At 73.1% G+C, this 22,821-nt stretch carries 22 protein-coding genes and 1 pseudogene; 8 read left to right on the top strand and 15 right to left on the bottom strand.

Features of this window, described 5'->3' with window-relative positions; translation table 11 throughout:
* Window positions 1-119: 119 nt before the first annotated feature.
* Window positions 120-1,136 (bottom strand): GNAT family N-acetyltransferase, encoded by a 1,017-nt coding sequence (locus ACN267_RS27970; RefSeq protein ID WP_281903376.1) that lies wholly within the window; start codon window positions 1,134-1,136, stop codon window positions 120-122.
* 72 nt (window positions 1,137-1,208) lie between these two features.
* The gene (locus ACN267_RS27975) at window positions 1,209-2,675 is read right to left on the bottom strand and encodes a lytic murein transglycosylase (RefSeq protein ID WP_421490009.1); all 1,467 of its coding nucleotides are present in this window, start codon (window positions 2,673-2,675) and stop codon (window positions 1,209-1,211) included.
* A 38-nt stretch (window positions 2,676-2,713) separates the two neighbouring features.
* On the opposite strand from ACN267_RS27975, the gene ACN267_RS27980 reads away from it, so the two are divergent.
* Together ACN267_RS27980 and ACN267_RS27985 are read left to right on the top strand one after the other, a co-directional pair.
* Window positions 2,714-2,941: an FmdB family zinc ribbon protein gene (locus ACN267_RS27980; RefSeq protein WP_421490010.1), complete on the top strand. Its 228-nt coding sequence runs from the start codon at window positions 2,714-2,716 to the stop codon at window positions 2,939-2,941.
* Window positions 2,942-3,110: 169 nt separating this feature from the next.
* The gene (locus tag ACN267_RS27985) at window positions 3,111-5,939 is read left to right on the top strand and encodes an ATP-binding protein (protein WP_204957622.1); all 2,829 of its coding nucleotides are present in this window, start codon (window positions 3,111-3,113) and stop codon (window positions 5,937-5,939) included.
* 63 nt (window positions 5,940-6,002) lie between these two features.
* On the opposite strand, the gene ACN267_RS27990 is transcribed toward ACN267_RS27985, so the two are convergent.
* Window positions 6,003-6,545, bottom strand: coding sequence for a phospholipase (locus ACN267_RS27990; RefSeq protein ID WP_421490011.1), 543 nt, complete (start codon window positions 6,543-6,545; stop codon window positions 6,003-6,005).
* Between the two features lie 171 nt (window positions 6,546-6,716).
* Complete coding sequence (locus tag ACN267_RS27995; protein ID WP_421490012.1) at window positions 6,717-8,390, bottom strand: family 10 glycosylhydrolase; 1,674 nt, start codon at window positions 8,388-8,390, stop codon at window positions 6,717-6,719.
* A gap of 462 nt (window positions 8,391-8,852) precedes the next feature.
* Here ACN267_RS27995 and ACN267_RS28000 point away from each other — a divergent pair, with 462 nt between their 5' ends.
* On the top strand, window positions 8,853-10,355 hold the full coding sequence (locus ACN267_RS28000) for an amino acid permease (protein ID WP_281902608.1): 1,503 nt from the start codon (window positions 8,853-8,855) through the stop codon (window positions 10,353-10,355).
* 67 nt (window positions 10,356-10,422) lie between these two features.
* Here ACN267_RS28000 and ACN267_RS28005 read toward each other — a convergent pair whose 3' ends face one another.
* A complete protein-coding gene (locus ACN267_RS28005; protein ID WP_281902610.1) occupies window positions 10,423-11,934 on the bottom strand; it encodes an alpha-N-arabinofuranosidase in 1,512 nt (503 codons plus the stop codon).
* 127 nt (window positions 11,935-12,061) lie between these two features.
* Here ACN267_RS28005 and ACN267_RS28010 point away from each other — a divergent pair, with 127 nt between their 5' ends.
* Window positions 12,062-13,060 (top strand): LacI family DNA-binding transcriptional regulator, encoded by a 999-nt coding sequence (locus ACN267_RS28010; RefSeq protein WP_421490013.1) that lies wholly within the window; start codon window positions 12,062-12,064, stop codon window positions 13,058-13,060.
* Between the two features lie 70 nt (window positions 13,061-13,130).
* On the opposite strand, the gene ACN267_RS28015 is transcribed toward ACN267_RS28010, so the two are convergent.
* The 3 genes and pseudogenes from ACN267_RS28015 to ACN267_RS28025 all read right to left on the bottom strand — a co-directional run bounded on the left by ACN267_RS28015 (window position 13,131) and on the right by ACN267_RS28025 (window position 15,963).
* Window positions 13,131-13,856, bottom strand: a complete 726-nt coding sequence (locus ACN267_RS28015; RefSeq protein ID WP_204957626.1) for a methyltransferase domain-containing protein — start codon at window positions 13,854-13,856, stop codon at window positions 13,131-13,133.
* A 185-nt stretch (window positions 13,857-14,041) separates the two neighbouring features.
* Window positions 14,042-14,287 (bottom strand): annotated as a pseudogene (locus ACN267_RS28020) (hypothetical protein); the annotation flags it as partial.
* 38 nt (window positions 14,288-14,325) lie between these two features.
* Window positions 14,326-15,963, bottom strand: a complete 1,638-nt coding sequence (locus ACN267_RS28025; protein WP_421490014.1) for an ABC-F family ATP-binding cassette domain-containing protein — start codon at window positions 15,961-15,963, stop codon at window positions 14,326-14,328.
* Between the two features lie 441 nt (window positions 15,964-16,404).
* On the opposite strand from ACN267_RS28025, the gene ACN267_RS28030 reads away from it, so the two are divergent.
* Together ACN267_RS28030 and ACN267_RS28035 are read left to right on the top strand one after the other, a co-directional pair.
* Window positions 16,405-17,175 carry an ROK family protein gene (locus ACN267_RS28030; RefSeq protein WP_204957628.1) on the top strand — a complete coding sequence of 257 codons (771 nt, stop codon included), beginning with the start codon at window positions 16,405-16,407 and terminating at the stop codon, window positions 17,173-17,175.
* Window positions 17,176-17,267: 92 nt separating this feature from the next.
* The gene (locus tag ACN267_RS28035; RefSeq protein WP_088644718.1) at window positions 17,268-17,636 is read left to right on the top strand and encodes a tetratricopeptide repeat protein; all 369 of its coding nucleotides are present in this window, start codon (window positions 17,268-17,270) and stop codon (window positions 17,634-17,636) included.
* A gap of 32 nt (window positions 17,637-17,668) precedes the next feature.
* On the opposite strand, the gene ACN267_RS28040 is transcribed toward ACN267_RS28035, so the two are convergent.
* Window positions 17,669-17,887, bottom strand: a complete 219-nt coding sequence (locus ACN267_RS28040; RefSeq protein WP_421490015.1) for a hypothetical protein — start codon at window positions 17,885-17,887, stop codon at window positions 17,669-17,671.
* Between the two features lie 190 nt (window positions 17,888-18,077).
* Here ACN267_RS28040 and ACN267_RS28045 point away from each other — a divergent pair, with 190 nt between their 5' ends.
* Complete coding sequence (locus ACN267_RS28045) at window positions 18,078-18,272, top strand: helix-turn-helix transcriptional regulator (RefSeq protein WP_067315487.1); 195 nt, start codon at window positions 18,078-18,080, stop codon at window positions 18,270-18,272.
* Window positions 18,273-18,340: 68 nt separating this feature from the next.
* Window positions 18,341-18,595 (top strand): Smr/MutS family protein, encoded by a 255-nt coding sequence (locus ACN267_RS28050; protein WP_067315484.1) that lies wholly within the window; start codon window positions 18,341-18,343, stop codon window positions 18,593-18,595.
* 6 nt (window positions 18,596-18,601) lie between these two features.
* Here the strand turns inward: ACN267_RS28050 and ACN267_RS28055 are convergent, their stop codons facing one another.
* From ACN267_RS28055 to ACN267_RS28080, 6 genes are all read right to left on the bottom strand, one after another.
* Window positions 18,602-18,712 carry a type II toxin-antitoxin system RelE family toxin gene (locus ACN267_RS28055; protein ID WP_204957631.1) on the bottom strand — a complete coding sequence of 37 codons (111 nt, stop codon included), beginning with the start codon at window positions 18,710-18,712 and terminating at the stop codon, window positions 18,602-18,604.
* Window positions 18,673-18,864 (bottom strand): type II toxin-antitoxin system RelE family toxin, encoded by a 192-nt coding sequence (locus tag ACN267_RS28060; RefSeq protein ID WP_204958237.1) that lies wholly within the window; start codon window positions 18,862-18,864, stop codon window positions 18,673-18,675. Before ACN267_RS28060 ends, ACN267_RS28055 begins: the two co-directional genes overlap by 40 nt.
* A complete protein-coding gene (locus ACN267_RS28065) occupies window positions 18,861-19,241 on the bottom strand; it encodes a hypothetical protein (RefSeq protein ID WP_281902619.1) in 381 nt (126 codons plus the stop codon). The genes ACN267_RS28060 and ACN267_RS28065 overlap by 4 nt, the downstream gene beginning before the upstream one ends.
* 120 nt (window positions 19,242-19,361) lie before the next feature.
* The gene (locus tag ACN267_RS28070; protein ID WP_281902621.1) at window positions 19,362-19,811 is read right to left on the bottom strand and encodes a GNAT family N-acetyltransferase; all 450 of its coding nucleotides are present in this window, start codon (window positions 19,809-19,811) and stop codon (window positions 19,362-19,364) included.
* 63 nt (window positions 19,812-19,874) lie between these two features.
* On the bottom strand, window positions 19,875-20,216 hold the full coding sequence (locus ACN267_RS28075; protein WP_421490016.1) for a type II toxin-antitoxin system HicB family antitoxin: 342 nt from the start codon (window positions 20,214-20,216) through the stop codon (window positions 19,875-19,877).
* A gap of 63 nt (window positions 20,217-20,279) precedes the next feature.
* Window positions 20,280-22,676 carry a M28 family peptidase gene (locus ACN267_RS28080; protein ID WP_421490017.1) on the bottom strand — a complete coding sequence of 799 codons (2,397 nt, stop codon included), beginning with the start codon at window positions 22,674-22,676 and terminating at the stop codon, window positions 20,280-20,282.
* Window positions 22,677-22,821: the final 145 nt, after the last annotated feature.

The raw sequence follows: 22,821 nt of genomic DNA on the forward strand, positions 1-22,821 counted from the left end.
CGGGAACCAACGCACGTTAAGGTGCGTCGCTGTCCGCCGTCCATCCCCCGGGCGGCGATGTGGTGAATTCGCGACAGTGCTGCCCGACGCCCCCGACCGGATGCCGCCGGCCGCCCTGCTCAGCGGTGGGTGTCGAGCCGGTGCACCAGTTCGGCGACGTCCACGCTGTACTCGCACCAGTCCCGGTCGGGCTGGTAGCCCAGCTCGGCGTTGACCTTGAGCATCACCTCGTTGGCCTGGGTGTTCCAGGTCTGCACCTCGGTCAGCTCCGGCTCGGCGGAGCGCAGCTCCAGCAGCATCCGCGCCTTGATCGCCCGGTCGATGCCGTTGCCCTGATGGTCACGCGTCACGATGGTGTCGTACTGGTCGGCGCGGGTGGGGTGCTGGACCGGCACCACCACCTCGGTCAGGCCGGCCACCGTGCCGGTGCGCTCGTGCAGGGCGAGCACGATGTACGGCTTCATGCCCCGCCGGTGCAGCGTGTCGAGGCTGTCCCGCAGCCGCTGCGGATCGTACGAGCTGGGGCGCAGCTCGCCGTCCTCGACGTCGCGGACCTCGGCCTTCGCCCGGGCGTACGCCTCGATCAGGTCGTCGGACGGCCCACCCGGGTAGAACTCCAGGTGGTAGCCCGGGTCGACGGCGGCGGCCATCTCGGTCAGCGCCGTCCAGTCGACCGTGCCGAGGTCGAGCACGCTGCGGGTCTCGACGTACTCGCGGGTGAAGCCCAGCGACGAGTAGAAGCCGATCGCCGGGGTGTCGCCGACCACCTCGACCCCGATCGACCGGAAGCCCTCCTGGTAGACCCGGCGGGCTGCGGTGCGCACCAGTTCCCGGCCCAGCCCGCTGCGACGGACCGCCGGGTGCACCAGCACCTCCAGTACGCCGATGTCACCGAGCAGCAGCACGTGCACGTGCCCGAGGATCGGGGCGGGGCCCCCGTCGGCCGGCGGATCGGCGTGGGCCACCCAGGAGATGCGTCGTTCGCCGGGCATCACCTCGGAGAGGTACTCCCGCAGCGAATCCTCCCGCCACGGCGGGTCCTGCGGGAGGTCGGCCGCGAGAACCGCGTTCAGCGTGTCCAGCACGGAGCCGATCTCGGCGGACGACGCGGTTCGGGGGTCCCATTCGCGCACCATCACGCGTCTAGCTTGCCGTCAACGGCTCTTCGGGGGAAGTGTCCGGTCCGCCAATGTATGCGAACGATCACCTCACGTACGGCTTGCGCGCCCGTACTCCTGGGCCTTGTCGAAGACGTCCTGCGCGTAGCGGCGTACGTCGTTGTAGGAGAGGATGGCCCCCCACCAGTCGCCGGGGATGGTCATGTTCCGGCCGCCCTGGCACAGGTAGTTCCCGGCGGCGAGGGCCGCGTCGTCCAGATCGTGCGGGTCCTTGCGGCCGTCGTTGTCGGCGTCCGCGCCGACCTGCTGCCAGGTGGTCGGGATGAACTGCATCGGCCCGATCGCCCGGTCGTAGACGGTGTCCCGGTCGAACAGCCCACCGTCGGTGTCCCGGATCAGGGACCGCCCGCCCTTGCCGTCGAGCGGATCACCAATGATTTCCGGTGTGGCCCGGCCGTCCGGCCCGAGGGTCGCGCCGTTGGCCTGCCCGTGCCGGGATTCCACGTAGCCGATCGCGGCGAGCGTGGTCCAGCTCAGCTGGCAGCTCCGGTTCGTCTGGGCGAGCACCAGCTCGGCGTAGCCGTACGCCTGCATGGCGATCGGGGAGACGCCCGCCTTGCTGCCGGTGACCCGGGCCCAGTCGCCCAGCGCGTCGGCGGGCCGGCCGGCGGCGGGCGGTACGCCCGACCCGCTCGGCACGGCCCCGGCCGACGGGAAGCTGCCCAGCGGCAGGGTGGGGGTGACACCCGGGAACACCGGCACTCCGGTGGTCGCCCCGGCCGACGGGGCCTCGGGGCCGGCGGAGGCGCTGTCGTCCACGGCCACCGGCCGGGGTGCCCGGACCGCGCTCGGCACCACCACCGCACCGACCGCGGCGGTCGCCGCGACCAGCGCGAACAGGAACAGGCCGGGGAGGGTCAACCGGCCGCTGGGCCGGCGCGACCAGGCCCGGGTGGCCCGGGTCGCTGCTCCCACCGCCTGCCGGGGCGGCGGCAGCCGGACGGCGTGGGCGAACGGCACCCGCCGCCGCCGACCGGTCTTCACCCCGGCTGCGGCGCTGTCGCCCGTGCCGCTCTCCCCGGTCCCGTCGGTCTTCGCGGCCGGCTCGGTCTTCTCCGCGGCCGGCTGGGTCTCCGCGGCCGGCTCGGTCTTTGCGGCCGGCTCGGTCTTCGCGGCCGGCTCGGTCTTCGCGGCCGGCTCGGAAACCTCCCCGGCGTCGGCGTTTGCGGTCCCGTCGGTCCTCGCGGCCGGTCCGGCGGGCTCGGTCCCTGCGCCGGGGGCGGCCGGCTCGGCGGGCCCGGTCCCGCCGCCCGGGGCGGCCGGCGCATCGGACCCGGGACGGGCGTCCGTCCCGGCGGCCGACGGAGGAGCAGCGGCCGGGGGAGGACCGGCGGCGGGTCCGGCGGCCGGCGGGGTGAGGGTGTCGTGGCGGGGTCGGCGGGGCCGGGGGAGCCAGCCGCGACGCGGAGCGGGAGGCACGTCCTCGGGCGGGGTCGCTGCGCGCAGGGGCCGTTCCGTCGAATCTTCGCCGCTCACCACTGTTTGAGTATCACCCATGTCGGCCGGGGAGTCAGGTCCGGCCGTAGGGTGGGCCCATGCCCCGGTACGAGTTCCGCTGCCGCGCCTGCGGCGACACCTTCGAGGTCAACCGACCGATGGCCGAGGCCGGTGCGCCGGCCGACTGCCCCCAGGGTCACGCCGACACGGTCAAGCTGCTGTCCACCGTGGCGGTCACCGGACGTGGGGGCGGCTCCGCCGCCGGCGGCGCCCCGGCGGGTCCCGCCGCCGGCGGTGGTTGTTGCGGCGGCGGCTGCGGCTGTTGACCTGGCCGGCCACCGACCGCACCGCAACCGGCCCGATGTAACGGTTCGGCGGGCCGGTACGCCGGGATGAGTGACCCCTTGGGTCTGATATCGCCCGACCGTTCTTACGATGCGTGACCGGTCGACCATAGGGCAGCATGAACCCGACGTCAGGGGCGGAGGTCCACGCATGTCGCCACGGATGCACCTCCCGAGCGGTTGGGTGACCTTCGTCTTCACCGACATCGAAGGTTCCACCCGGTTGGCCCAACTGCTCGGGTCCGACTACCGCCCGGTGCTCTGGGAGCACCGCCGGCTGCTGCGCGACACCCTGGCCGCGACCGACGGCGCGGAGTTGCTCACCGAGGGGGACTCGTTCTTCCTCGCCTTCCCGGACGCGTCGGCGGCGCTGACCGCCTGCCTGACCGCGCAGCGGGCGCTGTCCACCCACGACTGGCCCAACCCGGAGGCCGCGCCGAGGGTACGGATGGGACTGCACACCGGCTTCGCCGAGCCCCGCGACGGCGAGTACGCCAGCCCCGAGGTGCACCGGGCCGCCCGGGTGGCCGCCGCCGCGCACGGTGGGCAGGTGCTCTGCTCGGCGTCGACCGAGCGGCTGGCCCACCCGCTGCCCGCCGGGGCCACCCTGATCGACCTGGGCCTGCACCGGCTGCGGGGCTTCGACGACCGGGAACGGCTGTTCCAGCTCGTCGCGCCGGGGCTGGAACGGCAGTTCCCCCGCCCGAACACCGCCGAGGCGCTGGCGCACAACCTGCCCACCCAGGTCAGCTCGTTCGTCGGCCGGGAGACCGAGCGGGTGGAGCTGGACCTGCTGATCCGCCGCCAGCGGCTGGTCACGGTGGTCGGCGCGGGTGGGGCCGGCAAGACCCGGCTCGCCGTCGAGGTGGCCTCCGGCCAGGTGGAGGCGTACCCGGACGGGGTGTGGTTCGTCGACATCGCCACGGTCACCGACCCGGGGCTGGTGGCGTTCGCCATCGCCGCCGTGCTCGGGGCCCGGCCGGAACCGGGCCGCCCGATCCTGGACACCCTGGTCGAGTACGCGGCCGTCCGGCGGATGCTGGTGGTGCTGGACACCTGTGACGCCCAGCCGGCGGCCTGCGCCGAGGTGATCTCGCGGCTGCTCGCCGGGGGCAGCGGGCTGCGGGTGCTGGCCACCAGCCGGGAGGCGTTCGGTCTGCCCGGCGAGGTGGTGTGGCGGATTCCGCCGCTGGCGGTCGACCCGCAGCCGGGGCGTACCGAGAGCGACGCGGTGGCGCTGCTGCTGGACCGTACGGCGGCGGCCCGGGGCGGGCGGCCACCGGAGTGGACCGAGGCCGCGGACCTGCGTCGGGTGGTGCAGCGGTTGGACGGGTTGCCGTTGGCGATCGAGCTGGCCGCGGCCCGGTTGCGGGTGCTCTCCGCCGGCCAGTTGGCGGCCCGGCTGGACGACATGCTGGGCACCCTCGACGCCGGTCGGGGGGTGCCGGAGCGGCCCCCCGAGCGGGGCTGGGCGGGCAACCAGCAGGACACGGTGGACCTGGTCGCCGCGGCCTCCGGCCAGACGCCGCCGAGCCCGGCGCACCGGGCGGTGCAGCGGTCGGCGACCGAGCGGCACCTCACCATGCAGGCCACTGTCACCTGGTCGTACCGCACGTTGGGGCCCCGCGCGGCCCGGCTGCTGCACTGGTTGGCGGTCTTCACCGGGCCGGTGGACCTGGCCACGGTGGAGTGGTTGATCGGTGACGACCCGCTCGACCCGCTGTCGGTGCTGGTGGACAAGTCGATGGTGCTGGCCGAGCCGCACGCCTCGGGCAGCACCTACCGGATGCTCGACCCGATCCGGGCGTACGCGGCGCGTCGGCTGGTCGAGACCGGTGAGGAGCAGGCCGCCCGGGACCGGCACGTGGCCTGGGCCCAGCACGCGCTGCACCGGGCACACCTGGGGGCGGACGGCCGACCGGTCACCCTGTCGCTGTACGCGGTCGACCCGCTCGCCGGTGAGCTGCGCTCGGCGCTGCGCTGGTCGGCCACCAGGGGCAGCGCCCGCGCCGGGCTGCGGCTGGCCGGTGGGCTGGACCAGTGGTGGCGCGAGCGCGGGCTGTCCCGGGAGGCCCGGCTGTGGCTGTTCCGGCTGTACGGGCGGATCGCCGAGACCGGCGAGGCGATTCCCGAGGCGGAGCTGGCGGCGGCGTACCACCTGCACTCGCTGCACGCCGGCGCGGACGGCGAGTTCGCCGAGGAGCTGCGGTTCTCGCAGCGTGCGGAGGCGGCGGCCCGGCAGGCCGGCGACGCGGGGCTGCTGGCCCGGGTGCTCGCCGGGCGGGCCGTGCCGCTCGTCGACATGGGGCAGTTCGCCGAGGCGGAGCGGGTCTGCCGGGAGGTCATCGACTGGGCGGGCGAGTTGGAGGTCAGCGGGGACGCCCTGCTGGCCGTCTACAACCTGGCCGAGCTGCTGTGGCGGCGGGGCGCGTTGACGGAGGCGGCGGAGCTGCTCGGGGCGGCCCGACCGGTGGAGGCGGCCCGGCCGGTGGAGCGGGGCTACCGGTCGGTGGACATGCTGCTGGGCATGGTGGCGTTGGCCCGGCGTGACCTGGTGGCCGCGCACGAGCACCTGCTGGTGGCGTTGCGGGCCCGGATGGGGCACGGCTACCACGGGCGGGCCTGCGACACGGTGAACGCGGTGGCGGTGCGGTGCGCGTTGGGCGGGGAGCCGTTGACGGCGGCCCGGCTGTTCGGTGCGGCCCAGGCGACCCGGGCGCGGCTGCGCGGCACCCCGGGCATCTACGGCACGTACTGGCTCCAGCAGCAGGCCGAGCTGCGGCGCATCCTCGGTGACGCGGCCTTCGACGCCGCCTACGGCGAGGGTGGTGAGCTGGGCCTGGAGGAGGCGGCGGCGTTGGCGTTCGCGGTGGAGCATCCGGACCTGGCGGCCGACTCGATCCGGTTCCGGGCGACCGGCCCGTTGACGCCCAGGCCGGTCCACCACCGTGAGGCCGACCGTCGGGAGGAGTGGGCCTGACCTGTGGTGCCGTCCGGGGAACCCTGGACGGCACCACAGGTCGGGTGTCGGCCCCCGGCGGGGTCAGCCGCGCCGGGCGGCGGCCCGCTCGGCGTCGGCCTTCATCCGGGCGGCCCGGTCGAGGTCGGCCTGCGAGACGGCGGCGACCGAACCGAAGATGCTGACCGCCTGGTAGTACGTCCAGGCCAGGCTGGTGCAGGCCGGCCGGACGACGGAGTTGTAGGTGGCGCAGACCCGCTTCAGGTCCTCGTAGAAGGCGCTGTCCAGGCGGGACTTGTTGGCCGAGAAGATCCCCATCGCCTTGTGGTTGCGGTAGCCGAAGTCGTGCCGGTAGCAGGCGAGGTTGAAGGTGAAGCCGAGCGGGTTGTCCGGGCTCGACGAGCAGTAGTCGGTGGACCAGTCGAAACCGTAGTCGGCCCAGGCGGCCTGGTTGAGGCGGCCGGAGTTCCAGGCGTTGTAGCTGCTGGCGCTGGTCTGGGTCCAGCTGCTGAGCACGCTGAGCTTCTGCGAGGTGCTCACCGCGGCGGACGCGGGCGAGCCGACGCCGAGCACGCTGAGCAGGGCGAACGCGCCGGCGGCGAGGGCGGTGGCGAGACGACGGGACACGGGTTCCTCCGCGGGATGGGCGGTACGGTGCGTCACCGGCTGGTAACCGGAACTCGATCAGTCTCGATCAATATCCGGTCGGTGGGGCGGGGCGGAGGCGACGTATTGGTGACATGCGTCGAAACAGACGAATGCCCCGGGCGTCGCGACGCCCGGGGCGTCCGCGTCCGGTCAGCGCACCACCCGGGCCGGCGAGGCGGCGCTCTCGTTCCACGCCCGGTCCAACGCGGTCACCTGGTAGGTGTACGCCCGGCCGGGCTCGGCGGTGTCGTCCACCCAGGACTGCTGCTGCCCCGGGGCGGCCCGGACCGTGCCGAGCAGGTGCGTGGCGTCGGCCCGGTCGCACCCGTCGACCGGCCCGAGCCCGTCGAAGCGGTAGACCGCGTACGACGTGGCGGTGCCCGGCACCGGCTGCCGCCAGCGCAGCCGCACCCCGTCGGCGGTCCGCTCGGCGCGGGTGAGCACCGGGCGCGGCAGCGGCTTCGCCGGCAGATGCGCCATGGTCGGCACCAGCGCCGGCCGGGAGTAGTGCGCGGCGGCGTAGCGGCTCGTCGCGCCCAGCCGGTCGGCCCGCACCTGCACCGCCGAGAAGTGCACGTTGCCGAGCACCTCCGGGTACGCCCGGTTCAACGTCAGGTGATCCGACAGTTCCTGCGGGTTCATCCAGTACGTGCCGTACGCCGGATCGCCGCTCTTGTAGTCCGCCTGGCCGACGTAGAGCTGCACCCGGGTTCCGCGTACCGTCTGCGCCCACCACGGCACCAGCCGGGCGTAGTCGGCGGCCGGATACTGGCCGATGTACCAGTAGAGCTGCGGCACGATGTAGTCGATCCACTCCTGCTTGACCCACCTGCGGGTGTCGGCGGAGATGATGTCGTACGACTGGCTGCCGGTGGTGTCCGAGCCGGCCGGGTCGACGCTGGCGTTGCGCCAGATGCCGAACGGGCTCACCCCGAACTTCACCCACGGCTTCACCGCCTTGATCCGGGTGCCCGTCTCCTGGATCAGCAGGTCGATGTTGTCCCGCCGCCAGGCCGCCCGGTCGGTGAACCCCCGGTGGTACGCGGCGAACGTGGCGTCGTCGGGCACCTGGTAGCTGCCGCTCGGGTACGGGTAGAAGTAGTCGTCGAAGTGCACACCGTCGATGTCGTACCGGCGTACCGCGTCGAGCATCGCGGTCTGGACGAACTCGCGGACCTGCGGGACCCCCGGGTCGTAGTAGAGCCGGCTGCCGGCGACGCCGGCCGGCGGGTAGGCGAACGTCCACTCCGGGTGCTGCCGGGCCGGATGCCCCGGGGCGAGCTGCCCCAGGTCCGCGCCCGCGCCCCCGGGCGCCGGCATGGAGATCCGGTACGGGTTGAACCAGGCGTGGAACTCCAGGTTCCGCAGGTGCGACTCGGCGACCAGGAAGGCCAGCGGGTCCCAGCCCGGATCCTGTCCCCGCACCCCGGTCAGGTACTCCGACCACGGCTCGTACGGCGACGGCCAGAACGCGTCGGCGGTCGGCCGGACCTGCACCACGACGGCGTTGTGATGCAGCCGCTGCGCCAGGTCGAGCCAGCCCCGGTACTCGGCCTGCTGGGCGGCGATCCGGTCGGGGGCGGTACGGGAACCCGCGCTCGGCCAGTCGATGTTCACCACCGACGAGATCCACATCGCCCGGAACTGCCGCTTCGGCACCGCCGGATCGACCACACAGGCGTCACCCGCCGTGGCGCTGCCGGCGGCCGGCCCGACCGCCGCAGCCCCGCCACCCCCGCCGGTGGCCGCTGCCGGCCCGCTCGCCGCGAGCCCACCGACCACCACCAGCACCAACCCGACCACACCGATCCCGAGCCTTCGCACCACACTCTCCCCCTCATCCGGTCCCGCCCTCACCCGCCGCCACCCCTCCCCCTCCCCCTCCCCCGCCCCCTCCGCCTCCCGCCCTGCCACCTCCCCCCGGTCCCTCCGGCGTCCCGCCCCCGGTGATCAAGAGGTTTGCGTCAGTTGATCAAGAGGTTTGCGTCACCTGATGCGCTCGGATTGACGTAAACCTCTTGATCACCGGGGATGGCGGGGACGGCGGGGGTGGGGGAGGGGAGAGGGGGAGGGAAGGGTGGAGGGAAGTGGCGGGGTGGGTGGGGGGATGGGAGGAAATTTTCATACTTGGGGTTCTGGTGCAAGGGGTGGGACGCGGGTGGGGGTGACCGAAAGTGGTTGGTGGGAAACCGGGTGTGGATGGGGGCGTGGTGATTGGGGCGGGGTCGGGGTGGGTAGCAACGCCCGGCACCGGCTGTCAGCAGGGCGGTCGCGGTGGTGGGAGGGGTGAGCGCAGTGTCCGTGCTGCGAACCAAACCGATCAGGGACGTGGTTGCCCAGGGCAACGCCGACGGCAGTGACGGCACCCCCGGTCTGAAACGACGACTCGGGGCCCGCGACCTCACCGGCTTCGGCATCGGCATCGTGATCGGCACCGGCATCTTCACCCTCACCGGCATCGAGGCGCGCGACAGCGCCGGGCCGGGTGTGGTGATCTCGTTCGCCATCGCCGGGGCGGTCGCCCTGCTCGCCGCCCTCTGCTACGCCGAACTGGCGTCCAGTGTGCCGACCGCCGGCAGCGCCTACACCTACGCGTACGCCACGATGGGCGAGATCGTCGCGTGGATCATCGGATGGGACCTGCTGCTGGAGTTCGCGCTCGGTGCGGCGGTGGTGGCCCGGGGCTGGTCCGGTTACCTCGCCGAACTGTTCGGCCTGCCGAGCACCTGGTTCGCCGAGGAGGGCAGCGTGGTCAACCTCGGGGCGATCGGCATCGTGCTGCTGCTCGGCGTGGTCGCCATCGTCGGCATCCGCGAGTCGGCCCGGATCACCAACCTGCTGGTCCTGGTGAAGGTCGGCGTCTGCGTCTTCGTCGTGGTCGCCGGGCTGTTCTTCGTCAAGGCGGCCAACCTCACCCCGTTCATCCCGCCTGCCGAGCCGGCCGGTGCCGGCGACGACGGGATCAAGCAGCCGGTCACCCAGGCGCTGTTCGGGCTGGAACCCTCAGTCTTCGGTTTCGTCGGGGTGCTCACCGCCGCCGCCGTGGTCTTCTTCGCGTACACCGGCTTCGAGGCGGTGGCGAACCTGGGTGAGGAGACCCGGCGGCCCAAGCGGGACCTGACCCTGGGTCTGTTCGGGACCCTGCTGATCTCCACCGCGCTCTACATCGGCGTCTCGCTGGTCGTGGTCGGCATGGTGCCGTACACCGAGATCGACCGGGGTGCCCCGATCGCGGCGGCCTTCAACGCGGTCGGCGCGGGTTGGGCCGGGGTGCTCGTCTCCATCGCCGCCGTCGCCGGCCTGACCAGCGTGATCCTGGTCGACCTGGTGGCCATGGGCCGGATCGGCTTCGCCATCTCCCGGGACGGCCTGCTCCCGCCCGCCGTGGCGAAGATCCACCCGCGCTGGGGGACCCCGTACCGGATCTCGGCGGTGATGACGGTCGTGGTGGCGGTGCTCGCCGGGTTCCTGCCGCTGTCGGCCCTGGCCGACCTGGTCAGCATCGGCGCGCTCTGCGCCTTCATGATCGTCTCGATCGCGGTGCCGATCCTGCGCCGCAAGCGCCCCGACCTGGAGCGGCCGTTCCGGGTGCCGTTCTCCCCGGTGCTGCCGATCTTCACCGCGCTGGCCTGCCTGTACCTGACGCTCAACCTGTCGGTCGAGACCTGGATCAGGTTCCTGATCTGGATGGCGCTCGGCGGCGTCGTCTACTTCTGCTACGGCTACCGGCACAACCGGCTGGCCGTCCGGGAGGCCGAGGAGCACGCCAAGGAACCCGCCTCCGCCTGACCGCCCGGCGGGTGCCGGCCGGGACCACCGGCCGGCACCCGCCCCGCCGTCGCCGGACCCGGCGGGGTCAGGGGTGCGGCGCGAAGCGCAGCAGGTTCCAGGAGATCCCCGGCAGGCGTACGGTGCAACGGTCGCCGTCGACGGTGCCGGTGGACAGCTCCCGGGGGGCCACCCGGTCCGGCTCGGCCTCGGTGTTGACCGCATCCGGGTCGTCCCCGGCGACGAGGGCGAGGTGCCGCACCGGGTGCAGCCCCGACAGGCCCCGCAGGTCGATCTCCAACGGGAGGTCGTCGGTGCCCCGGTTGACCGCGAACACGGTCAGCGCGCCGGACTCCTCGTCGTGCAGCGCGACGGTGTCCAGCACCGGCACGTCGCCGTACCGTTTCGTGGTGTAGTGCGGCGCGACCGGCTCGGTGCGCAGCACGGTGCCGGTGGCGTACCGGGCGGTCAGGGCGAACGGGTGGAAGATGCTCTGCCGCCAGGCCGGCCCGCCGGTGCGGGTACGGATCGGGGCGATCACGTTGGCGAGCTGCGCCTGGCAGGCCACGCCGACCCGGTCGGCGTGCCGGAGCAGGGTGATCAGCAGGTCACCGACCACCACCGCGTCGACGGCCGTGTAGTCGTCTTCGAGCAGCTCCGGTGCCTCGACCCAACCGCGCCCGTCCAGGTCGCCCTGGACGCGGGACTGGTACCAGACGTTCCACTCGTCGAAGGAGATCTTCAGCTTGCGGGTCTGCCGCAGCCGGGCGGCCACGTGATCGGCGGTGGCGACGACCTCGTCGATGAACTGGTCCATGTCGACGGCCGAGGCGAGCAGGCTGTCCCGGTCGCCGTCGGTCGGGTCGTAGTAGGTGTGCGCCGAGACGTAGTCGACCTGCTCGTAGGTGTGTTCCAGCACGGTCGCCTCCCAGGAGGCGAAGGTGGGCATGCCCCGGCCGGAACTGCCGCAGGCGACCAGGCTGATCGAGGGGTCGATCAGCTTCATCGCCCGCGCGGTCTCGGCGGCGAGCCGGCCGTACTCCTGCGCGGTCTTGTGGCCGACCTGCCAGGGGCCGTCCAGTTCGTTGCCGAGGCACCACAGCCGCACCCCGTAGGGCTGCTGCGCGCCGTGTGCGCGGCGCAGGTCGGACAGCCGGGTGCCGCCCGGGTGGTTGGTGTACTCCAGCAGGTCACACGCCTCCTGCACACCCCGGGTGCCGAGGTTGACCGCCATCATCGGCTCGACCTGCGCGGCGGTGGCCCAGGCCATGAACTCGTCGAGGCCGAAGGCGTTGGTCTCGATGGTCTTCCAGGCCAGGTCGAGCCGGCGGGGGCGGTCGGTGACCGGGCCGACGCCGTCCTCCCAGCGGTAGCCGGAGACGAAGTTGCCGCCGGGGTAGCGGACCACGGTGACGCCCAGTTCCCGGGTCAGCTCCAGCACGTCGCGGCGCAGGCCGAGCGGGTCGGCCCTCGGGTGCCCCGGCTCGTGGATGCCGCCGTAGACGCAGCGGCCCAGGTGTTCCACGAAGGAACCGAAGAGCCGGCGGTCCACCGGGCCGATCGTGAAGGCCGGGTCGATCGTCATCCGCGCTGCACGCACGGGCCCACCTCTTCCCTGAGCTGGTCGGAGCGACTGCGGTCGATGCACCGCCCCGCGTTTGTATACCGTTGTCGCCAACGTTGTAAAGGATCTGTCGCGGGCCACCGACACGGGAGGGAACGGGCACGTGCGCCACCGCCTCAAGGACGTCGCCGAGCGGGCCGGGGTGTCGGTCAAGACCGTGTCGAACGTGGTCAACGGCTACCAGCACGTCCGCCCGGACACCCGGGCCCGGGTTGAGGCCGCCATCGCCGAACTCCGCTACCGACCCAACCTGTCGGCCCGCAACCTGCGCAAGGGGCGTACGGGCGTGATCGCCCTCGCCGTGCCGGAGCTGGACGTGCCCTACTTCGCCGAGCTGGCGCGGCACGTGGTCACCGCCGCCGCCGGCCACGGCTGGACCGTGCTCATCGACCAGACCGGCGGTGGCCGGGAACGGGAACGGGTGGCCGCCGCCGGCATCGGTGACCACATGATCGACGGATTGATCTTCAGTCCGCTGTCGCTTCCGGCCGACGACCTCGTCGGGCTGGAACTGCCGATGGTGCTGCTCGGCGAGCGGACGGACCACGGCCGGGCCGACCACGTGATGATCGACAACGTGACCGCCGCCCGGGAGATGACCGCCCACCTGATCGGTCTCGGCCGCCGCCGGATCGCCGCCGTCGGCGCGCAACACACCCCCGGGGGTGCCGGTGCCCGCCTCCGGCTGGCCGGCTACACCGCCGCCCTGGGGCAGGCCCGCATCCGGTACGACGAACGCCTCGTCGCCGACACACCGGCCTGGCACCGCGCCGACGGGGCCGCTGCCGTGCGCCACCTGCTCGCCTCCGGCGTCCGCCCGGACGCGGTCTTCTGCTTCAGCGACACCCTCGCCCTCGGCGCGCTGCGCGCCCTGCACGAGGCCGGCCTGCGGGTCCCCGCCGACGTCGCCGTCGCCGGCTTCGACGACATCGAGGACGGTCGGTTCAGCGTCCCCACCCTGACCACGGTCAGCCCGGACAAGGAACGGATCGCCCGGCTCGCCGTCGACCTGCTCGCCGGCCGGCTGGCAGGTGAGCGGGACGCGCCCGCCCGGGAGGTCACCGCCCCGCACCGGCTGTCCTTGCGGGAGAGCACCGCCTGACGCCGTCGTCCGCCCGCGCTACCGGCCCCGGCGGCTGCCGTTTCGCCGCTGCCGTCGGGGTCCGGTTCGGTCAGTCGAAGAAACGGGCCAGGTGGGCCGGGGACACCGGCGGCGCGTCGGCGGGCAGCGGGGTCAGGTCGGCGAAGATCGACGCGCCGTCGCAGCCGGCGTGCAGCGGATACCAGCGCGGGGTCCCCGGCGGGCGCTGACCGCACACCCCCTTGATCGTCTGTACGTCCAGCAGCCGGACGTGGGTCGGGTCGGCCACCGCGTTGACATGCCCCCACCAGGGGCTCATCACGTGCAGCACGCCACCCGGCCGCAACACCCGGTGGCACTCGTCCAGCAGCGGCAGGAAGTCGATCAGGTGCTCCAGGATGTGCACGGTGAAGATCACGTCGACGGAGTCGTCGGCCAGCGGCAGCGACCCGGACAGGTCCGCCACCGCGTCCACCCCGGCGGCCGGGAAGATGTCCAACCCGAGGTTCGTCGGGTACTGCTTCTGTCCGCCGCAGCCCAGGTCCACCACCACCGGGTCCCGGCCGTCGACCCGCACCCGCCCCCACACGCCGTACACCCCGGCCAGCCGGCCGACCAGCTCGCGGACCAGCCGCAACTGCTCCGGTCCCGGCACCTCCCCGCTCAGGTGGGCGACCCCCCGGTCGAACCGCACCTCGATGCCGAGCCCGCGTAACCGCTCGTCGTGGTGGGCCTGCTCGGCCCAGGCCGCTTCGAGGAACCCGTCGAGCGCCCGCAGCCGTTCGGCCGAGGGCGGTGCCTGCGCCAGCGCGACCATGGCCACCTCCCGCCGGCCGTTACCCGCTTCCCGGCCCGGCACACCACCCGATCTGTTTCGCCAGCGCCGCCCGGGTCAGCCGTCACCGCCGACCGGGTCAGCCGCCGGCACCCGGGTCAGCCGCCGGCACGTCGGGTGGGCCGGCCGACGGCCCGGATGCGCTGCCGGGGCGCACCTGCCGCCTTCGGCCGCTTGAGGTGGTAGCGGTGCAGCTCGTTGTGGCCCTCCAGGGACGGGTCCTCGCTCATCCCGACGAGTTCCCAGCCCTGGTCACCGGCCCGGTTCAGGTGGGCCAGCGCGGTGTCGCCGTAGGCGGTGACGTCGGTCATCGAGCCGTCCGGGCCGTACCAGACGAAGACGACCTCCCAGCTGAGGTCGGAGGCGGTCGGCTGGCGACGGCGCACCAGCAGCGCGTACTCCCATCTGAGCATGACCCCATTGTCACCCGGCGGTCGGCGGGTGACGCCGATCAGTCCTCGGCGATCCGCCCGTCGGCGACCCGCAGCCGCCTGTCGACGCTGACCGCCTCCAGCATCCGCCGGTCGTGGGTGACCAGCAGCAGCGTCCCCGGATAGCCGGCCAACGCCGACTCCAACTGCTCGATGGCCGGCAGGTCGAGGTGGTTGGTCGGCTCGTCCAGCACCAGCAGGTTGACCCCCCGGCCCTGGAGCAGCGCCAGCGCCGCCCGGGTCCGTTCGCCCGGCGACAGCGTCGCCGCCGGCCGCAGCACGTGCGCGGCGCGCAGGCCGAACTTGGCCAGCAGCGTCCGCGCGTCGGCCGGTGCCATGTCCGGTACGGCGGCCCCGAACGCCTCCAGCAGCGGCTGGTCGCCGAGGAACAGCCCCCGGGCCTGGTCGACCTCGCCGACCACCACCCCCGGGCCGAGCGCGGCGTGCCCGGCGTCGAGCGGCAACCGGCCCAGCAGCGCGCCGAGCAGGGTGGTCTTGCCGGAGCCGTTCGCCCCGGTGATCGCCACCCGGTCGGCCCAGTCGATCTGGAGGTTCACCGGCCCGAGGGTGAAGTCGCCCCGGCGGACCACCGCGTCGCGCAGCGAGGCCACCACCGCACCGGCCCGGGGCGCGGCGGCGATCTCCATCCGCAGCTCCCACTCCTTGCGGGGCTCCTCGACCACGTCGAGGCGTTCGATCAGCCGTTCGGTCTGCTTCGCCTTGGCCGCCTGCTTCTCCGTGGCCTCGGTCCGGAACTTCCGGCCGATCTTGTCGTTGTCGGTGGCCTTGCGGCGGGCGTTCTTCACGCCCTTCTCCATCCAGGCCCGCTGGGTGCGGGCGCGGGCCTCCAACGCGGCCCGGGTTTCGGCGTACTCCTCGAAGTCGGCGCGGGCGTGCCGGCGGGCCACCTCCCGCTCCTCCAGGTAGGCGCCGTAGCCGCCGCCGTAGTGCCGGACCTGCTGCTGCGCCAGGTCGAGTTCGAGCACCCGGGTCACCGTCCGGGTCAGGAACTCCCGGTCGTGGCTGACCAGCACCGTGCCGGCGCGCAGCCCGGTGACGAACCGCTCCAGCCGGTCCAGGCCGGCCAGGTCCAGGTCGTTGGTGGGTTCGTCGAGCAGGAAGACGTCGTACCGGCTGAGCAGCAGGGACGCCAGCCCGGCGCGGGCCGCCTGGCCACCGGACAGGCCGGTCATCGGGTGGTCCAGGTCGACGGTGAGCCCCAACTCGGCGGCGACCTGCTCGGCGCGTTCGTCCAGATCCGCCCCGCCGAGGTCGAGCCACCGCTCCAACGCCCCGGCGTACGCGTCGTCGGCACCGGCCGTGCCCGCGGTGAGCGCCCCGGTGGCCGCCTCCAGGGCGGCCTGTGCCCCGGTGACGCCGGTCCGCCGGGCCAGGAAGTCGCGGACCGTCTCGCCCGTCCGCCGTTCCGTCTCCTGCGGCAGGTAGCCCACCGAGGCTCCCGGCGGGCTCAGCGTGACACCGCCCTCCTCTACCGGCTGCACCCCGGCCAGCGTGCGCAGCAGCGTCGACTTGCCGGCCCCGTTGACCCCGACCAGCCCCACCACGTCACCGGGGGCGACCACCAGGTCGAGGTCACTGAAGAGCACCCGCTCCCCGTGCCCGGCGGCGAGTCCCTTGGCGATCATCGTGGCGCTCATGAGGTCCCGAGCCTAGCGTCCGTCGGTCCGGGGCGGGGACACCGCGCGGCCCGGCCCCGGCTGCCGGCCACGGCGGGCCCGGTGACCGACCTCGGTGGCTGGCCTACCGCCGCCGTCCGGCCGCCGGCCCCGGTGGTCGGCCCTGCCGCCACGGCTGCCGGACCACTGCGGCCTCGGTGACCGGTCCGGGGCCGCCCGGGTGGGGTGCCCGGTGCGGGGACCGGGGTCCGTGCGCCAGATCGTGGAGAGTTCTTGCGGCTATGGCGACAAGAACTCTCCACGATCCTGCGCTCCGGCCGCATCCGTCGGTCACTGTCGCCCGTCACCACCTCCGTCAGGTCTTCCGGCCGGCGGGTGGGTCGGCGGTCGGGCTGCCGGCCCGGTCGGCGAAAGATGAGGGAGGGGCGGGAGGAACGGTGGCGGGTGGGGCAAGGTGGGGGTGTGGGATTGACGTTCGCGGTTGACTGCGGGGGCGGCGGCATCAAGGGCTCGGTGCTGGACGGGGACGGCACCCTGCGGGCACCGGTGATCCGGGTCGACACCCCGTACCCGTTGCCGCCCGAGCTGTTCGTCAAGACGCTGCTGGAGTTGGCCGGCCGGCTGCCCCCGGCGGACCGGGTCACGGTGGGGATGCCGGGCATGATCCGGCACGGGGTGGTGGTGGCCACGCCGCACTACGTGACCCGGTCCGGGCCGCGTAGCCGGGTCGACCCGGACCTGCTCGCCGCATGGTCCGGGTACGACGCGCGGCGGGCGGTCACCGAGGCGTTCGGGATTCCCGCGCTGGTGCTCAACGACGCCGAGGTGCACGGTGCCGGGGTGGTCGCCGGGACCGGCTGTGAACTGGTGCTGACCCTCGGCACCGGGCTGGGCAGCGCGCTGTTCGACGGTGGGCGGCTCGCCCCGCACCTGGAGCTGTCGCACGCCCCGGTCCGCTGGGGCACCACCTACGACACGTACGTCGGGGAGCCGGAGCGGCGGCGGCTCGGCGACGCCTTCTGGTCCCGGCGGATCCGGCAGGTGGTGGACGGGCTGCGGCCGGTGTTCCGCTGGGACCGGCTCTATCTCGGCGGCGGCAACTCGCGGCTGATCCGCCCCGAACAGGTGGCCCGGATGGGCGACGACGTGGTGATCGTGCCCAACACGGCCGGAATCGTCGGCGGTGTCCGGGCCTGGCAGTTGACCGGCGAACGGGACGAGCCGGCCTCCTGAGCCACAAGTCGACCCCCAGGAACACTCGCGGTACGCCCGGTGTTGTGCCAGCGTCGGAGCAATGGCGACGTGACGCGAGGGGGTGGGTCGGGATGGATCTTCTGGCGGAGTACCGACGGGCGACCATGTACTTCGAGATGGGTGACCCGAGCGGAGCGGTCCGGCTGCTGGAGCCGATCGTGGCGGCCGAGCCCGGCAACTCCTCCGTACGTCAGCTGCTGGCCCGGGCGTACTTCCAGACCGCCCAGCTCGGCCGCGCCGAGGAGCAGCTGCGGGAGCTGGTCGACCGGGACCCCAGCGACCACTACGCCCACCACGTGCTGGGCCGGACGCTGGAGCGGCTCAACCGCTACCCGGACGCGCTGCGGCACCTGCGCATCGCGGCGGCCATGCACTCGACCAACGACGACTACGTGACCGCGCTGCGCCGGGTGGAGAGCCGGGTCGGCAACGGTCGCTGACGTCTGACGACACCGGGCCGGGGGAGGGGTTCTTACCCTTCCCCCGGCCCGGTTCCGCGTCTGGTCCAGGCCAGGAAACGGTCGAACAGCTCCGCCGGGGTGGGTACGGCGTTCGGGTTGAGGGTGACCAGGTCGCCGGTGGCGTCGAACAGCATCCCGGCCATGTGGACGGACAGCCCCACCCGGTCCCGCCGGTATTCGAGGATCAGCAGCAGCCGGGCGGGCTGACACGGCCACGGAGCCGCGCACACCCGGCACAACCAGAGGGGCCGCATCGGTACGTGTGGCCGTACGGCCCCGCCTGGGCGGGCATGCACCTGGGAAACGTTCAGCGGTTTCACCGTCTCAGGGTGGCCGCTACGCTACCCCCTAGTCAAGGCCCTAGTAGGGTCTCGCCCAACTAGGGCCCACCCTAGTGGGGACGTGTCTAGCCTCCCGTTCATGGGCCGGCATCTCATGGGCGCGTACGAGATTCGGATGAGGCTGGGCGTGAGCAGGCAACGCGTCGAGCAGTTGATGAAGCGCCCCGACTGGCCGAAGCCCTACGAGTCGCTCGCCACCGGTCGGATCTGGCGTACCGAGGACATCGAAGCCTGGATCCGTGAGCACCGGCCGAACCTGCCTGACGAAGCCTGAGCCTCGTCCCGACGCGTGCCGGCCTACGATGGGCCTGCCATGGCGGCTGCGCAGGTGGGGGAGGCGGGATGAAGCTCAAGCTGGACCTGCACGACATCTTCAACAAGGGTCACGACATCGACCGTGCCCTGCGCGGGATCATGGACGAGGCGGTGGCGAAGAAGGCCACCCTGGTCGAGATCATCCCGGGTAAGGGGTCCGGCCAGCTCAAGAAGAAGGTGCTGCGCTTCCTCGACCAGAAGGACGTCAAGCAGCTCTACCACCGGGTCGAGAAGGACTCCAAGAACTTTGGCCGCCTCTTCGTCCACTTCCGCTGGAAGTAGCCAGCCCTAGAAGGACCGGTATACCTCTCTCCGGTGGGCGATTCGCACGACTGCTATCAAAGCCTGGTCATCCAGGATCAGGTAGACGATCCGAAATCGCCGACCCGGATGCGCCACTTGGTATCGCCACCGGACAGCTTCACGCAGCCGGCGGGCCGAGGGTCAACTGCCAGCTGATCGATCGCGGCAGCGATCCGGACCTGGGTGGGGCGATCGAGCTTGGCCAGTTCGCGCGCCGCAGCATTGGTGAGCTCGAGCTTCCATGTCACAGGTCGAGCTCCCGCTTGACCGCGCTCCACGGCTGCGTCGACTCACCAGCACGCATCGACGCCAGTGCGTCGTCGCATGCCTGGGCGTCCTCCTCGTCGATCACCTGTTCCATGATCTCGTCGAGCCGCGCAAGCTCCTCACGAGCCGAGGCGCGCAGAGCGGGTGTCCGGTTCGGGTTTCTGGCCACCGCTCCCAGATACTGTCTGATCTTCTCAAGACCCTGCGGATCGAGCGCCGTCGGTGGCCCCATCGCCGCCACCCGCTGCCCCTGACGAGTCAGGTAGACGACGTTGCCATCCTCAGCCGCCTCGACGGCCTCGGACGGCGGACCGGCATGAGGCGGAACCTCATACTCGAACGCGTGTGCGGCGGTCATGGAGGTCATGGTAACGCTGGACTGCCCCGGAGCCGGACAACCAGCTGAGGCGGTGTCGGCTGGAATCCGTCAGAGGGTTGAGTCAGCCCAGCCGGGTGACCCGCTCCTACATCCTCATTGTCAGAGGTTCAGGACGGCGACCGTCTCCCCGTCGCTCTGCTCACCCGTCGGCCGGAAGCCCAGCTTCAGATAGAAGCCCTCCGCCCCGCCCTCCCGGGGAACCCAGGTGACGTACGCCCGGTTGCCGCCCCGGGCGCGGATCTCCGCGCACACCGCCTCGACGGCGAACCGCCCGTAACCCTTGCCCTGGGCGTCGGCCGCGATGTTGAGCCGCCATAGACCGGACCGGACGTCATCGGGGTTGTCGCCCCACGCGTAGTCGAGGAAGGCCATCAGGAAGCCGACCAGCCGGTCGCCGTCGAAGATCAACCTCGGCCAGGCGATGTCCGGGAAGACGTACGCCTCGGCCAGTGACTTGACCACCGGCCCGACCAGATCCTCCTGATCGGGGCGCACCGACAGTTTGAGCGCCGCCTCGTAGTTCTCCGGGGTGACCTTCTCCAGCCGCATCCTGCGGACCGTAGTCCGCCCCGCCGGTCCGGGCGACCGGTTATCCGGGCCATCCCACCGTGTTCAGGCTGCCGACAGCTTCCGTACGACGTACTGGTTGAGGCTCATCCCGTCTTCTGCGGCATGGATGGCCAACTCGCGGTGCAGGCTTTTACCGACGCGCACGTTGAACTTGCCCGAGTAGCTCCGATCGGCAAACGGCTCGGGTACTTCCTCGCCCTGCTGCTCCAGGTCCGCGACCACCTCGCTCAGCAGGTCCTGAAGCCCTTGCAGGGCTTCGATCTGAGAGGGTGCCAGCCAGGACAGCGAGGGAAACTCGGCGCAGGTGGCGACGAACTCGTTGTCCTGGGCCGACCACGTGACGCGATAGGAGTAGTGACTCACCTCGGGGCGAACGTCCTGCATCACAAGGCCTCCCACGCTCCAGACATATGGTACCGCCTGTGGTGCTATAGCGGCAGGCGCTCGTCAGAGCGGATACGTGCGGGCGACCGCCAACATCTCCGAGGTGTGCGACCCCACCACCCCCACCCCCGCCGGCCGCTCCCGGAACCCCGGCAGCCCCGCCAGCCCGTCGCTGGCATCCATCGCCCGCAACGCCACCTGCCCCGCCCGTGGCCGCACGGTCAGGGTGATCTCGACCCCCTCGGCAGGCGGGGCGTGGAACACGATGCCGAAGCCCCACCGGTCGGCCTTCGCCTCCTCGACGGTCGGCTGCCGCCCGACCGGCACCTCACGCCCGGCCACCTCGGCCCGGGTCACCTCGGCGGTGGTCGCATCCACATGCAGGGTGGCCAGCCGGACGGTGCGCTGGGGAAGCAGTCGCAGCCGCAGGGTGCGCAGCCCACCGGCGGTGGTGTCCGCCAGCACCCGCACCGTCGGCGCGGGCAGGTTCGCCGCCGGGGCCGGGCCGCCACGCAGGTCCGTCTCCCCCAGTCCGGGGAAGTCGTCGAGCGAGGCGGGGCCGTCGACGTACCCGTCGGTCCAGGGCCGGGGGGCGGCCTCCCGGCTGACCCACCGGGCGGTGCCGGTGTCGGCGTCCAGGGCGTACATCAGGTGGGTGGGCACGGGGTGGTCGGCGTCGAAACGGTCGACCGCCAGGCCGACCCCGGCGAACACCGTGGCGGCGAGCGCGGCGGCGACGGCCGGCAGCGCGCCGAGCCGGCGGGCGCGGGCGGCGACCATGCCCCGCTGGCCGCCGGCCGCCGGGTGCAGCAGGTCGAGCAGCGGCAGCGCGGCCAGGCCGAGCAGTACCGCGAACAGCGCCGCCACCCCGCCCATCGCCATCCCCAGCGCGGGGAAGAGCAGCACCACGGTGGGCAGCAGGATCACCACGGCGACCGCCCCGGCCAGGGTCGTCGCGACCACCGGCCACGGGCCGTCGATCCGGGTACGCAGTGCCACCAGGCCGGCGATCACGCCGGCCAGCGCCGGCAGGGTGGCCAGGTAGGCCCCGCCGGGCACCAGCGCCGCCAGCACCACCCCGAGCAGGGCCAGCCAGCCCAGCCCGCCGACGGCCAGCGCCGCCGGGCCGACCCGGCGGCGGGTCAGCGCGTACCAGGCGAGCAGGATCGCGGCGGCGAGCGCCACCACCGCCAGCCGGTACCAGACCGGCCGGTACGGGTCGAGCAGTTCGGCGTAGCCGGGGCGCAGCGCGGTGATCCCCGCCCACAGCAGTTGGGCGGCGACCGGGGCGGCCACGATCGGCACCAGCGCCAGCCCGAACCCGGCGGCCAGCCGACCGGCCCCGGCCCGGCCGGTGCGCCGGACCAGCCAGCCCAGCGCCAGCACCCCGAGCACCGCCAGGGCGGCCAGCGGCCAGGTCAGCCAGCCGGGATAGCGGACCAGCCCGCCCGGCACCGGGAAGTAGGTGGCGTCGTGACCTGCGCGCAGCGCCGTCAGGTCGGCGCGGCCGAACTCCCGGGCCAGCCCGAGCGCGTTGTCGCCGTGCATCTGGAGGCTGCCCCGGTCCATTGCCGCCGGGGTGTCCAGCGGGGTGTGGTAGATCGCGCCCCCGTCGATGTACGCCGCGTTCAACCCGACGAAGTCGTTGTCGAGGAACGCGGTGAAGTCGGTGTCGTTGGGCAGCGCCCGGTAGATCTCCACCGCGAACGAGGTGCCCACCGGGTGCGGGGCGCCCCGGCCGAAGGCGGCCACCAGCTCGGCGTTGTTCCGGGACGTCTCGAACATGATCACCGGCCCGGTGGAGCCCCGCGCCTCCAGGTTGAGCACCACCCCGCCGTCGGCGGCCAGCGGGTGGCTCGCCGCGAACGCCGCCGCCCCGCACAGGCACGCCTCCTCGGCGTCGGTCAGCACGAACACGATGTCGTTGCGGGGCCGGGGGCCGGCGGCCAGCGCGCGGGCCACCTCCAGCACGGTGGAGGTGCCGGCCGCGTCGTCGTTGCCGCCCGGGCCGGTCTGCACCGAGTCGTAGTGCGCCACCAGGAAGACCCGGCCGGTGGAGGCGGTCCCGGGCAGCCGGGCCACCACGTTGCGGACCCGGGCGAAGGTGGCCCCGCCGGCCGCCCCGCTGAGCTGCCCGGCCTCCGGGGCGACGGTGTCCTGCACCTCGGTCTCCAGGCCCAGCCCGCGCAGCGCCCCGACCAGGTGCTCACGGACCTGGTCGTGGGCGGCGCTGCCGGCCGGATGGGGGCGCTGCGCCACCGTCTGCACCGTCCGGTACGCCCGCCCGGCGCTGAACTCGTCGGCCGGGGCGTCGACCGGCCGGGGCGTCGGGGTGGCCAGGGTGACCAGCACGACCGCGCCCACCGCGACCAGCGCCAGCAGGGCGGCCAGGGCGGCGGGTGGACGACGCCGGGGGCGGGCCAGGGCCCGGTCGGCGGCGGAGGCGGGGGGTGCGCCCACGGGAACTCCTCGAAGGTGGTGCGGAGGTGGTGCACCATCCTGCCCCGGCGGGGCGCGGCCGGGGCGTACCGGAACCGAACCGTGACGCGCGGCGCTGAGCGGACGCTCACCTGGTGACGGCCTTGCCCGGGAACGCCCGGACCGG

Source organism: Micromonospora sp. WMMD734, from assembly GCF_049178975.1.
Taxonomy (GTDB): domain Bacteria; phylum Actinomycetota; class Actinomycetes; order Mycobacteriales; family Micromonosporaceae; genus Micromonospora; species Micromonospora wenchangensis.